Genomic DNA, 12,357 nt, shown 5'->3' on the forward strand with positions numbered 1-12,357 from the left:
CCCCGGCTTGATCCCGAATCGCTGCCCCGCGCCGCCCCGCGTGGCAGTCTGATCCCATGCCAGCGCCCTCTTTCCGCGTCGACTCCGAGGCCGGCCGCCTGCGCCGCGTGATATTGCACCGGCCGGACATGGAGCTGAAGCGCCTCACGCCCCGCAACAAGGACGCCCTCCTCTTCGACGACGTGCTCTGGGTACGCCGCGCCCGCGAGGAGCACGACGGCTTCGCCGACGTGCTGCGCGACCGCGGCGTGCAGGTGCACCTCTTCGGCGATCTGCTCGCGGAGAGCCTGGACATCCCCGAGGCGCGGGCGCTGGTCCTCGACCGGGTCTTCGACGAGAAGGAGTACGGTCCGCTCGCCACCGAGAAGCTCCGCTCCACGTTCGACTCCCTGGACTCCGCGGCGCTCGTGGAGGCGCTCGTCGGCGGGATGACGAAGCGGGAGTACCTGGCGGGGTTCGCCGAGCCGGCGTCGGTGCGCTTCCACGTGATGGACCCGGACGACTTCCTCCTCGGCCCGCTGCCGAACCACCTGTTCACCCGCGACACCTCCTGCTGGGTCTACGACGGGGTGTCGATCAACGCGATGCGCTGGCCGGCCCGGCAGCGCGAGACGGTCCACTTCGAGGCGATCTACAAGCACCACCCGCTGTTCGCGGGGCCGCAGTCCGGCGCGTTCCACGTCTGGTCCGGCGGCCAGGAGGACTACCCGTCGACCATCGAGGGCGGTGACGTGCTGGTCATCGGCAGCGGCGCCGTGCTCATCGGGATGAGCGAGCGCACCACCCCGCAGGCGGTGGAGCTGCTGGCCCGCGGGCTGTTCGCGGCCGGCTCGGCGCGGACGATCGTCGCCCTGGACATGCCGAAGGCGCGGGCGTTCATGCACCTCGACACGGTGATGACGATGATCGACGGCGACACGTTCACGCAGTACGCGGGCCTGGGCATGCTGCGCTCGTACACGATCGAGCCCGGCTCGGGCAGCGACGAGCTGAAGGTCACCGACCATCCGCCGGAGCACATGCACAACGCCATCGCCGCCGCCCTGGGCCTGGACCGGATCCGGGTGCTGACGGCCACGCAGGACGTGCACGCCGCCGAGCGCGAGCAGTGGGACGACGGCTGCAACGTGCTGGCGGTGGAGCCGGGCGTGGTGGTGGCGTACGAGCGGAACTCGACGACCAACACGTTCCTGCGCAAGCAGGGCATCGAGGTGATCGAGATCCGCGGCAGCGAGCTGGGCCGGGGGCGCGGCGGGCCGCGGTGCATGAGCTGTCCCGTCGAGCGGCTGCCGGTGTAGCCCGGGGCGGTACCGGAGAGGCGGCCTGTATAGTGATGCGTTCGTACGCATAGAATCTCAGGAGCGCGGGACCATGGCGATAGACCTCACCGGCCGCACCTTCGTCAAGGAGCTGGACTGCACCGCCGAGGAGCTGCGCCACCTCCTGACGCTGGCCGCCGAGCTGAAGGCGGCGAAGCGGCAGGGCGCCGAGCGGCGCCGGCTGACCGGGAAGAACGTCGCGCTGGTCTTCGAGAAGACCTCCACCCGCACCCGCGCCGCGTTCGAGGTCGCGGCGGCGGACCAGGGCGCGTCGACCACGTACCTGGACCCGGCCGGCTCGCAGCTCGGGCACAAGGAGTCGGTGAAGGACACCGCGCGGGTGCTGGGGCGGATGTACGACGCCGTCCAGTACCGCGGCGCCGCCCAGGCGGCCGTCGAGGAACTCGCCGCCCACGCGGGCGTGCCCGTCTACAACGGCCTGACCGACGACTGGCACCCCACCCAGATGCTCGCCGACGTGCTCACGATGACCGAGCACAGCCCGCGGCCGGTCGAGGAGATCGCGTACGCCTACCTCGGCGACGCCCGCTTCAACATGGGCAACTCCTATCTGGTCACCGCCGCCCTGCTCGGCATGGACGTGCGCATCGTGGCGCCCGAGGCGTACTGGCCGGCCGCGGCCGTCGTCGCCGAGGCCCGCCGGCTCGCCGCCGCCAGCGGCGCGCGGATCACGCTCACCGCGGACGTCGCCGCGGGCGTGGCCGGCGCCGACTTCGTCGCCACCGACGTGTGGGTGTCGATGGGGGAGCCCAAGGAGGTGTGGGACGAGCGGATCACGGCGCTGCGCCCGTACGCGGTGACGTCGGACGTGCTGCGCGCCACCGGCAACCCGGACGTGAAGTTCCTGCACTGCCTGCCCGCCTTCCACGACCTGGGCACGGCCGTCGGCCGGGAGATCCACGAGCGGCACGGGCTGACGTCGCTGGAGGTCACCGACGAGGTCTTCGAGTCGGCGCACTCCGTCGTCTTCGACGAGGCGGAGAACCGGATGCACACCATCAAGGCGCTCCTCGTCGCCACCCTGGGCTGAACCGCCCGCCGCCCGCCGCCCGCCGCCCATCTGCCCAGCCGCCGCCTGCCGGCCAGCCGCCGCCCGGCCGTTCCCCGGGGCCGCGCCGCGGATCCGTGCGCCCATCCGCGTATCGCGCGGTCGTGACGACAGTCACGTATGAGTGATAACTTCGGCTTACCGCCACCGCCACCGTCTTGAGACAGGGGCCGCGCACGATGAGCCCGTTCACCGGATCCGCCGGCAGCACCGCGCAGTGGGAGCACCTCCGCGTCGCCGCCGACGACGACGGCGTCGTCACCGTCACCCTCGACCGCCCCGAGAAGCTCAACGCGCTGACCTTCGAGGCGTACGCGGACCTCCGCGACCTGATCGCCGAGCTGGCCCGCACCGGCACCGCCCGCGCGCTGGTGCTCGCCGGGGCCGGCCGGGGCTTCTGCTCCGGCGGCGACGTCGAGGAGATCATCGGCGCCACCCTGGCCATGGACACCGGCCGGCTGCTGGACTTCAACCGCATGACCGGCCAGGTCGTACGGGCCCTGCGGGAAGCCCCGTTCCCGGTGGTCGCCGCCGTGCACGGCGTCGCCGCCGGCGCCGGCGCGGTCCTCGCGCTCGCCGCCGACTTCCGCGTCGCCGACCCCTCCGCGCGCTTCGCGTTCCTCTTCACCCGCGTCGGCCTCTCCGGCGGCGACATGGGCGCCGCCTACCTGCTGCCCCGCGTCGTCGGCCTCGGCCACGCCACCCGGCTGCTGATGCTCGGCGACGCCGTGCGCGCCGCCGAGGCCGAACGCATCGGCCTCATCAGCGAACTCGCCGACGAGGGCCGCGCCGACGAGGCCGCCCTGGCGCTGGCCCGCCGGCTCGCCGCCGGGCCCACGCTCGCGTACGCGCAGACCAAGGCGCTGCTCACCGCCGAGCTTGACATGCCGCTGGCCGCCGCCGTCGAGATGGACGCCGCCACCCAGGCGCTGCTGATGAACAGCTCCGACTACGCCGAGTTCCACGCCGCGTTCACCGCGAAGCGGCCCCCGGCGTGGCAGGGGCGCTGAGCGCCGTGCGGGTCGCGGTCATCGGCGGCGGGCCCGGCGGGCTGTACGCCGCGGCGCTCCTCAAGCGGCTCGACCCCGCCCGCGAGGTCACCGTCTACGAGCGCAACGCCCCGGACAGCACGTACGGCTTCGGCGTCGTGCTCTCCGACGAGACCCTCGGCGGCATCGAGCACGCCGACCCCGTTGTCTACGCCGCGCTGCAACGGGAGTTCGTGCGCTGGGACGACATCGACATCGTCCACCGCGGCAGCGTGCAGCGCTCCGGCGGCCACGGCTTCGCGGCGCTGGGCCGCCGCCGGCTGCTCGCGGTGCTCCAGCAGCGCTGCCGCGACCTCGGCGTCGACCTTAGGTTCGGCACCGAGGCCCGGCCCGCCGCCGAACTCGCCCGCAGCCACCACCTCGTCGTCGGCGCCGACGGCGTGAACAGCGCCACCCGCGAGGCGCACGCCGACGTCTTCCGCCCCCGGATCGCCGAGCACCGCTGCCGCTACGTGTGGCTGTCCGCACCGTTCGCGTTCGACGCCTTCCGCTTCGAGATCGTCGAGACCGACGCGGGCGTCATGCAGTTGCACGGCTACCCGTACGCGGTGGCGCCGGAGCCGGCCTCCACCGTCATCGTCGAGATGCGCGAGGAGGTGTGGCGGCGCGCCGGGCTCGACGGCTGCGACGAGGAGGAGACGGCCAAGCGGTGCGCGGCGTACTTCGCCGAGGCGCTGGACGGCCGGCCGCTGGTGGGCAACCGCTCGCTGTGGACGGCGTTCCGCACGGTGGTCAACGACCGCTGGTGGTACGAGCCTCCGGCTGCCGACGCGGCCGGCGCTGCCGGCGCCGTCGTCCTCCTCGGCGACGCCGCCCACACCGCGCACTTCTCCGTCGGCTCCGGCACCAAACTCGCCGTCGAGGACGCCCTCGCGCTCGCCGCCTGCCTCCAGGAGCAGCCCGACGTGCCGGCCGCGCTCGCCGCGTACGAGGCCGAGCGCAAGCCCGTCGTCGCCTCCACCCAGCGCGCCGCGCACGCCAGCCGCGAGTGGTTCGAGGACCTGGCCCGCCATCTCGGCCGCCCGCCGCGGCAGTTCGCGTTCGACCTGCTCACCCGCAGCCGCCGCATCACCCACGACAACCTGCGGCTGCGCGACCCCGGCTTCGTCGCCGCCGTCGAGCGCGAGGCGGGGGTGCCGGAGGGCACGCCGCCGATGTTCACGCCGTACACCCTCGGCGGCCTCACCCTGCGCAACCGCGTGGTGTGCTCGCCGATGGACATGTACGTCGCCGAGGACGGCCTGCCCGGCGACTTCCACCTCGTCCACCTCGGCGCCCGCGCGCTCGGCGGCGCCGGTCTGGTGATGACCGAGATGGTCTGCGTCAGCCCGCGCGGCCGCATCACCCCCGGCTGCACCGGCCTGTGGTCGGACGAGCAGGAGGCGAGCTGGCGCCGCGTCGTCGACTTCGTCCGCGGCCACGCCCCCGGCACCGCCCTCGGCGTCCAGCTCGGCCACTCCGGCCGCAAGGGCTCCACGAAGCTGATGTGGGAGGGCATGGACGAGCCGCTGGCCGACGGCAACTGGCCCGTCGTCGCCAGCTCCCCGCTGCCGTACCGCGCGGGCCTGAACCAGACGCCGCGCGAGCTGGACCGGGCCGGGATGGACGAGATCCGCGAGGAGTTCGCCGCCGCCGCGCGGCGCGCCGCCCGCGCCGGGTTCGACCTGCTGGAGCTGCACTGCGCGCACGGCTACCTGCTCTCCGGCTTCCTCTCCCCGCTGACCAACCGCCGCACCGACGCCTACGGCGGCGACCTCGACGCCCGGCTGCGCTACCCGCTGGAGGTCTTCGACGCGGTACGCGCCGCATGGCCGGCCGACCGGCCCGTGACCGTGCGGATATCCGCCACCGACTGGGCCGAGGGCGGCACGACCGCCGCCGACGCCGTCGCGGTGGCCCGCGCGTTCGCCGACCACGGCGCGGCGGCGATCGACGTCTCCACGGGCCAGGTCGTCGCCGAGGAGCGGCCGGCGTTCGGCCGCTCGTACCAGACGCCGTACGCCGACCTGATCCGCGCGGAGCTGGGGATTCCGGTGATCGCGGTCGGCGCGATCTCCTCGTGGGACGACGTGAACTCCCTGGTCCTCGCCGGCCGCGCCGACCTCTGCGCCCTGGCCCGCCCGCACCTGTACGACCCCCACTGGACGCTGCACGCCGCGGCCGAGCAGGGCTACACCGGCCCGGGCGCCCCGTGGCCGGCGCCGTACCGCGCGGGCAGCCGCCGGCCGCCCGCGGGGCGTACGGACGGGCCGAAGCCGAGGCTGACGCTGGAGGGCGGCTGAGCAGGGGGCAGGGCGGGCCGGACAGGTCCGCGTCCGTGAGGTCCGCCGGCCGGCCGCGGGGCCGCGCCTCCTACCCGTCCAGAATCGTGACGGGACTCCGGCAGATCCAGCACAGCCGGTGCACGATCTCCACGTCCGCCTTCGGCCGCTCGTCGTCCGGCCCGGCCACGAACCCGTGCGTCCGCGCCCGGTTCTCGTCGCCGGTGGCCTCGTAGCAGGCGCGGCAGGCGGCGCTGCGGCACGTCACGCAGCGGTACCCAAGCCCGGCCCCGATCACCTCCTCGGCGCTCTGCGCGAAGTCCGCGGTGTGCCAGGGGTGTCCGCAGTCCGGGTCGCCGTCGCAGGGGAACTCCACGCGGCTGCTGGGCAGCACCGGGTACCCGCAGCGGGCGCAGTGCGTCGCCGACGCCGCGGGCTCGGCGAGCGGGGTGCGCGGGGGGATCTCGATCGGCGTACCGTCCGCCTCGTCGAAGATCATGATCATGTCCCGGCCGAAGTTGCGCACGGGCGTCTCCACGATCACGTAGTACCGTTCCCGCCGCACGTCCCGCCCGCGCAGGTAGTCCAGCGCGGCGGCCTCGGTCCTGACCCACGACACCTCGTAGACCTGCCCGTCGTCCTTCTTGTCGATGACGGTGCCGCTGTCCTCGACGGTGTCGGCGTACAGCCGCAGCCGCCCGTACGCCCGGGTCGCCGGCTCGTGCGCCGCCCGCTTGCGTCCTCTCCACCACATCGGGCCAGTATCGGGGCACCGGCCGGGACCGGTCCCGCGCCGCCGGAGGAATCTTCGCGCGCCGGTGTCGATATCGGCGGGGGTCGTTCGTGTAGAGGGTGGGAGGGCGGCCGGGACGGCCGTCCGTGACACCGAGGAGTAGTGCCGTGAAGCAGTACCTGCTCAGCATCTACCAGCCCGACGGCGACCCGCCGCCCCCGGAGGTGCTGGAACCGATCATGAAGGACCTGGAGGCCGTGAACGCCGAGATGCGCGCGGCCGGCGCCTGGGTCTTGTCCGGCGGCCTCAACCCGCCGGGCAGCGCTGCTCCACGGTGCCGGAGCCGGCGACGCGCCGTACGCGGACGATCCCGCAGAGGCCGCCGTGGCCGCCGTGGCGCCCGAGGCCGGTAAGGAGACGCCCGTGCAGGACGACCGGCTCCGCCTGATCTTCACCTGCTGCCACCCCGCGCTCGCCCCCGCCGCCCGGGTCGCGCTCACCCTCCGGCTCCTCGGCGGGCTGTCCACCGCCGACCTCGCCCGCGCGTTCCTGGTCCCCGAGAAGACGATGGCGCAGCGGCTGGTACGCGCCAAGGGCAAGATCCGCGACGCGCGCATCCCCTACCGGGTCCCCGGGGACGCCGATCTGCCGGAGCGGCTGGGCGCGGTGCTCGCCGTGATCTACCTGATCTTCACCGAGGGCCACACCGCCGGCTCCGGCGACGCCCTGGGCCACCCGGACCTCGGCGCCGAGGCCGTCCGGCTGGGCCGGCTCCTCGCCGCGCTGATGCCGGACGAACCCGAGGCGCTGGGGCTGCTGGCGCTGATGCTGCTGACGGAGTCGCGGCGCGCGGCCCGTACGGACGCGGCCGGCGACCTCGTGCTCCTCGCCGACCAGGACCGCGGGCTGTGGGACCGGGGGCTGATGGCGGAGGGGCGGGAGCTGGTACGGCGGGGCCGGCCGGGCCCGTACCAGATCCAGGCGGCGATCAACGCGGTCCACAGCGACGCCGACACCGCCGCGGCCACCGACTGGGGGCAGATCGTCCGCCTCTACGACCAGTTGACGGTGGTCGCCCCCACCCCGGTCGTGGCGCTGAACCGGGCCGTCGCGGTCGCCGAGACGGCCGGTCCCGCGGCGGCGCTCGCGGAGGTCGACGCCCTGCCGCTCGCGGGCTACCACGTCTTCCACGCCGTACGCGCCGACCTGCTGCGCCGCGCCGGGCGGACCGCGGAGGCGGCGGCGGAGTACGCGGAGGCGGCGCGGCGGACGGAGAACGCCGCGGAGCGGCGGTTCCTGGAGCGGGCGGGGGAGCGGCTGCGCTGAGGCGGTGGCCGCCGGCGCAGCCGGGGTGCGGGCCCCTCGGGGGCGGTCAGCGGGCGGGGTGCAGGCGGGTTCGGGCGTAGCGGGACGCGGGAGTGTGGAGGCGGTCGTGCAGGGCGGCGAAGACCTCCGCCGCCCGGGCGCCCGGCCAGTCCTGCGGGAGCACGTCCGCCGGCAGGCCCGGGTCGGCGTAGGGGAGTTCGCGCCAGGCGTCGAGCGCGAGCAGGTAGTCGCGGTACGCGCGCTCATCCCGGCCGTCCCGCTCATCCCGGCCGTCCCGCTCATCCCGGCCGTTCCGCGCGTCCCGGCTGTCCCGCGCTGCCTGGCCCGGCGCGTCGCCGGCCGCGTCCGGGGCGTCCCGCCCCTCCGTCCATGTCCGCAGCACCGGCTCCTGCGCGTCCAGGAACGCCTCGTGCAGCTTCGCGATGGCCGGCAGGTCCCACCACCGCGCCACCGCCTCCGGCGTCGGCGTGAAGCCCTCGTGGACGCCGCGGAAGAGGTCGACGTACGGGGCGAGTTCCAGGCGGCGCAGCGTGTGGCGGGTCTCCTCCGCGATGTGTGCCGGTGCGATCCACACGCCCGGGGCCGCCTGGCCGAAGCCCAGGCGGGTCAGGCGGGAGCGCAGCAGGTGGCGTTTGCGGCGTTCGGACTCCGGCACGGAGAACACCGCCAGCAGCCAGTCGCCGGGGCTCGCGGGGGTGTCCCGGCGGTAGATGCGGCGGTCGCCGTCGTCGAGGAGGGTGCGGGCGGACGGCGACAGGGCGTACGCGGCCTCGCCCCCGTGGCGTACGGGCACCAGCAGCCCGCGGCGCTTGAGCCGGGAGACCGCCGACCGCACCGCCGGCGCGTCCACACCGACCGCGCCCAGCAGCCGGATCAGCGCCGCGACGGGCACCCGCCCGGAATCCGGTCCCGCGCCCCGGCCGAACGCGCCGTAGAAGCTGACGATCAGAGACCGCGGGGTTCGCTCGGCTGCCACTCGATCACTCTAGCGATTCCCGGCCGCCCACCCGGCCTGCTCCTGCCGCAGCCGGTAGCGCTGGAGCTTGCCGGTCGGCGTGCGCGGCAGCGCGTCGGTGAACAGGATCTCCTTCGGGCACTTGTAGGGCGTGATCTCGCCCTTGGTGAACTCCCGCAGCGCCGCCTCCGTCTCCGGCCCGCGCACCACGCCCTCGCGCAGCACCGCGTACGCCACGACCACCGTGCCCCGCTCCGGGTCCGGCCGGCCGACGACCGCCGCCTCGCGCACGTCGGGGTGGCGCAGCAGCGCGTCCTCGACCTCCGGCCCGGCGATGTTGTACCCCGCCGAGATGATCATGTCGTCCGCGCGCGCCACGTACCGGAAGTACCCGTCGGGCTCGCGCACATACGTGTCGCCGGTGAGGTTCCAGCCGCCCCGCACGTACTCCCGCTGCCGCTCGTCCGCCAGATACCGGCACCCGGTCGGCCCACGCACCGCCAGCAGCCCCGGCTCGCCGTCCGGCACCGGTGCGCCGTCCGCGTCGACGATGCGCGCCTCGTAGCCGGGCACCGGCACGCCCGTCGTCCCCGGGCGGGCGTTGCCGTCGGCGGCGGAGATGAAGATGTGCAGCATCTCGGTGGCGCCGATCCCGTTGATGATCCGCAGCCCGGTGCGCTCGCGCCACTCCTGCCACGTGCCCGCCGGCAGGTTCTCGCCCGCGGACACGCAGCGGCGCAGCGAGCCGACGTCGTACGCGGAGAGCTTGTCGAGCATCGCCCGGTACGCGGTCGGGGCGGTGAACAGCACCGACACCCGGTGCTCGGCGATCGCCGGCAGCAGCCGGTCGGGGCCGGCCTGCTCCAGCAGGAGCGTCGAGGCGCCGGCGCGCATCGGGAAGACGACGAGGCCGCCGAGGCCGAAGGTGAAGCCCAGCGGCGGGCTGCCCGCGAACACGTCGTCGGGGACGGGCCGCAGCACGTGCTCGGAGAAGGTGTCGGCGATGGCCAGCACGTCGCGGTGGAAGTGGACGCAGCCCTTGGGCCGGCCGGTGGTGCCGGAGGTGAAGGCGATGAGCGCGACGTCGTCGGCGGAGGTTTCCACAGGCGCGTACGCGTCGGGTCTGGCATCCGCGAGGCGCAGAAGGTCACCGGGACCGTCGCCGCCGTACGGGACGACGGCCAGGTCCGCGACCTCCGCCCTGGCCAGGTCGTCGAGCGAGCGCGCGTCGCACAGCGCGTGCCGGACCCGCGCCAGCTCGCAGATGCCGCGCAGCTCGTGCGCGCGCTGCGCGGCCAGCACGGTGACGGCGACCGCGCCCGCCTTCATGACGGCCAGCCAGCAGGCCACCAGCCAGGGGGTGGTGGGCCCGCGCAGCAGCACCCGGTTGCCGGGCAGCACGCCGAGGTCGTCGGTCAGGACGTGCGCGATCCGGTCGGTGCGGCGCTGGAGTTCACCGTACGACCAGCTCTCGCCGGCGGCGGTGTGCAGCGCGGGACGGCCGGCGCCGAACCGCTCGACGGTGGCGTCGAGCAGCTCCGCGCCGCAGTTGAGCCGGTCGGGGTAGCGCAGGCCGGGGAGCGGGAAGACCAGGTCCGGCCACTGCCCGGACGGCGGGAGGTGGTCGCGGGCGAAGGTGTCGGCGTGGGCGGAAGGCTTGAGCTGCATGTCGGTACGCCCCCTAGGTCTGCCCTGCGGTACCCCAAGGAGCGTAGCGTTGGCGTGACGACAGTCAACAGTCCGCGATATCCCGGCCGCCACGTCACCGGGAGGAAGGAGCGCCCGCATGGCGCAGCAGCCGCAGCAGCAGCCGGCGCCGCCACCGCCGCAGCCCCCGGCCTTCGCGCTCGACCCCGGGCGGCGGCGGTGGTGCGAGGAGGTGCGCGCGTTCGCCGCGCGGCGGCTTCGCCCGCTGGCCGCGGCGGGCGGGCCCGGCCGGGTCAACCGGCCGCTCCTCGCCGCGCTCGGCGCCCCCGGCGACGACGGCGAACCGGGCCTGCTGGCACAGGTGTTCCCCGCCGCCGGGCCGGTCTCCGCGCTCACGCTGTGCCTGCTGCGCGAGTCGCTGGCCCGCGAGTGCACCGAGGCCGAGACGGCGCTCGCGCTCCAGGGGCTCGGCGCGTACCCCGTCGTGCAGGCCGGCACGTCCGAGCAGCGCCGGCGGTGGCTGCCGGAGGTGACGGCCGGGCGCGCGGTCGCGGCGTTCGCGCTGACCGAGCCGGAGGCGGGCTCGGACGCGGCGGCGCTGCGGCTGGCCGCCGAGCCGGACGGGCCCGGGCGCTGGCGGCTGACCGGCGAGAAGAAGTGGATCTCCAACGCCCCCGAGGCCGACTTCGCCACCGTCTTCGCGCGCACTCCTCCCGTCGCCGACTCCCACGTCGCCGACTCCCGCGCCGCCGACTCCCGTGGCTCCCGCGGGGTCACCGCCTTCCTCGTCCCCGCCGACCGCCCCGGGCTGACCGGCGAACCGCTGCGCATGCTCAGCCCGCACCCCATCGGGACGCTGCGCTTCGACGGCGTCCCCGTCACCGCCGCCGACGTGCTCGGCGAGATCGGCGGCGGCTTCCGCACCGCCATGGCGACGCTCAACCTCTTCAGGCCCTCCGTCGGCGCGTTCGCGATCGGCATGGCGCAGGCCGCGCTCGACGCGGCGGTGGACCACGCCGGGCGGCGGGAGGCGTTCGGCGGGCCGCTGAAGGACCTCCAGTCCGTCGCGCACACCCTCGCCGAGACCGCCACCCGCGTCGAGGCGGCCCGGCTGCTGGTGTACGCGGCGGCCTCGGCGTACGACGCGGGGGCGCCGGACGTCGCCCGGTGGGCGGCGATGGCGAAGCTGCTGGCGACGGAGACCGCGCAGGCGGCCGTCGACGCGGCGGTGCAGATCCACGGCGCCCGGGCCCTCCAGGAGGGGCATCTGCTGGAGCACCTGTACCGCGAGGTGCGCGCGCCGCGCATCTACGAGGGGGCGACGGAGGTGCAGCGGAGCATCATCGCCAAGGAGCTGTACCGCCGCTGACCCGCGGCCCCGCGCTCCGGCCCCGGGCCCCGGGCCAACGGGCCCCGTACCCGCGCACCGCCCGCGAGCCCCCGACCCGCACGCCCCGACCCGCACGCACGCCCCGCCCCGGGCGCCCGCCGCGACCCGTACGTCCCGCCCGTACCGCCGTCCACCGAAGGGACCACCGCCGCCGTGTCCGTCCACCGCGTCAACCCCGCCTCGCTGGCCAAGCCCTCCGGCTTCAGCCACGCCGTCACCGCCACCGGCTCCACCCTCGTCTTCCTCGCCGGCCAGACCGCCCTGGACGCCGCCGGCCGGATCGTCGGCGACACCCTCCCCGCCCAGTTCGAGCAGGCCCTCGGCAACCTCCTCACCGCGCTCGGCGCCTGCGCCGGCGAGCCCGCCCACCTCACCCGCGTCACCGTCTACGCCGCCGACCCCGAGGACTACCGCGCCCACGCCGCGGAACTGGGCCGCATCTGGCGCCGGCTGGCGGGCGACACGTACCCGGCGATGGCGCTGATCGGCGTCACCCGGCTCTGGGACACCGAGGCGCTGGTGGAGCTGGACGGTATCGCGGTGCTGCCCTGAGCGGTCGGACGACGGCCCGGGAGAGTGCCAATCGCCGCTGGAATCAACCGATTCCA

9 protein-coding genes and 1 pseudogene are annotated in these 12,357 nt (G+C 75.1%); 7 read left to right on the top strand and 3 right to left on the bottom strand.

What is annotated here, in order from left to right:
* Positions 1 to 56: 56 nt before the first annotated feature.
* The 4 genes from QBL21_RS11110 to QBL21_RS11125 all read left to right on the top strand — a co-directional run bounded on the left by QBL21_RS11110 (position 57) and on the right by QBL21_RS11125 (position 5,719).
* Positions 57 to 1,298: an arginine deiminase gene (locus QBL21_RS11110; protein WP_407561956.1), complete on the top strand. Its 1,242-nt coding sequence runs from the start codon at positions 57 to 59 to the stop codon at positions 1,296 to 1,298.
* Positions 1,299 to 1,371: 73 nt separating this feature from the next.
* Positions 1,372 to 2,370 carry an ornithine carbamoyltransferase gene (gene argF / locus QBL21_RS11115; protein WP_407561957.1) on the top strand — a complete coding sequence of 333 codons (999 nt, stop codon included), beginning with the start codon at positions 1,372 to 1,374 and terminating at the stop codon, positions 2,368 to 2,370.
* 197 nt (positions 2,371 to 2,567) lie between these two features.
* Entirely contained in the window at positions 2,568 to 3,398 is an 831-nt protein-coding gene (locus QBL21_RS11120; RefSeq protein ID WP_407561958.1) for an enoyl-CoA hydratase family protein, read from the top strand.
* Positions 3,399 to 3,403: 5 nt separating this feature from the next.
* Complete coding sequence (locus QBL21_RS11125; RefSeq protein WP_407566380.1) at positions 3,404 to 5,719, top strand: bifunctional salicylyl-CoA 5-hydroxylase/oxidoreductase; 2,316 nt, start codon at positions 3,404 to 3,406, stop codon at positions 5,717 to 5,719.
* 70 nt (positions 5,720 to 5,789) lie between these two features.
* Here QBL21_RS11125 and QBL21_RS11130 read toward each other — a convergent pair whose 3' ends face one another.
* A complete protein-coding gene (locus QBL21_RS11130) occupies positions 5,790 to 6,452 on the bottom strand; it encodes a hypothetical protein (protein WP_407561959.1) in 663 nt (220 codons plus the stop codon).
* A gap of 294 nt (positions 6,453 to 6,746) precedes the next feature.
* On the opposite strand from QBL21_RS11130, the pseudogene QBL21_RS11135 reads away from it, so the two are divergent.
* Positions 6,747 to 7,757, top strand: a pseudogene (locus tag QBL21_RS11135) (RNA polymerase sigma factor); the annotation flags it as partial.
* Positions 7,758 to 7,803: 46 nt separating this feature from the next.
* Here the strand turns inward: QBL21_RS11135 and QBL21_RS11140 are convergent.
* The gene (locus tag QBL21_RS11140; protein ID WP_407561960.1) at positions 7,804 to 8,733 is read right to left on the bottom strand and encodes a PaaX family transcriptional regulator C-terminal domain-containing protein; all 930 of its coding nucleotides are present in this window, start codon (positions 8,731 to 8,733) and stop codon (positions 7,804 to 7,806) included.
* 9 nt (positions 8,734 to 8,742) lie between these two features.
* Entirely contained in the window at positions 8,743 to 10,380 is a 1,638-nt protein-coding gene (locus tag QBL21_RS11145) for an AMP-binding protein (protein WP_407561962.1), read from the bottom strand.
* A 118-nt stretch (positions 10,381 to 10,498) separates the two neighbouring features.
* Between QBL21_RS11145 and QBL21_RS11150 the strand changes: the two genes are divergently transcribed.
* Positions 10,499 to 11,728, top strand: a complete 1,230-nt coding sequence (locus QBL21_RS11150; protein WP_407561963.1) for an acyl-CoA dehydrogenase family protein — start codon at positions 10,499 to 10,501, stop codon at positions 11,726 to 11,728.
* A gap of 174 nt (positions 11,729 to 11,902) precedes the next feature.
* Entirely contained in the window at positions 11,903 to 12,301 is a 399-nt protein-coding gene (locus QBL21_RS11155) for a RidA family protein (RefSeq protein WP_407561964.1), read from the top strand.
* Positions 12,302 to 12,357: the final 56 nt, after the last annotated feature.

Source organism: Streptomyces sp. 184, assembly GCF_045781775.1.
Lineage (GTDB): Bacteria > Actinomycetota > Actinomycetes > Streptomycetales > Streptomycetaceae > Streptomyces.

Excerpts from the sequence above, each read along its gene's own strand:
- QBL21_RS11110 (WP_407561956.1), top strand. The coding sequence starts at position 57 with ATGCCAGCGCCCTCTTTCCGCGTCGACTCCGAGGCCGGCCGCCTGCGC.
- argF (WP_407561957.1), top strand. The coding sequence starts at position 1,372 with ATGGCGATAGACCTCACCGGCCGCACCTTCGTCAAGGAGCTGGACTGC.
- QBL21_RS11120 (WP_407561958.1), top strand. The coding sequence starts at position 2,568 with ATGAGCCCGTTCACCGGATCCGCCGGCAGCACCGCGCAGTGGGAGCAC.
- QBL21_RS11130 (WP_407561959.1), bottom strand. The coding sequence starts at position 6,452 with ATGTGGTGGAGAGGACGCAAGCGGGCGGCGCACGAGCCGGCGACCCGG.
- QBL21_RS11145 (WP_407561962.1), bottom strand. The coding sequence starts at position 10,380 with ATGCAGCTCAAGCCTTCCGCCCACGCCGACACCTTCGCCCGCGACCAC.
- QBL21_RS11150 (WP_407561963.1), top strand. The coding sequence starts at position 10,499 with ATGGCGCAGCAGCCGCAGCAGCAGCCGGCGCCGCCACCGCCGCAGCCC.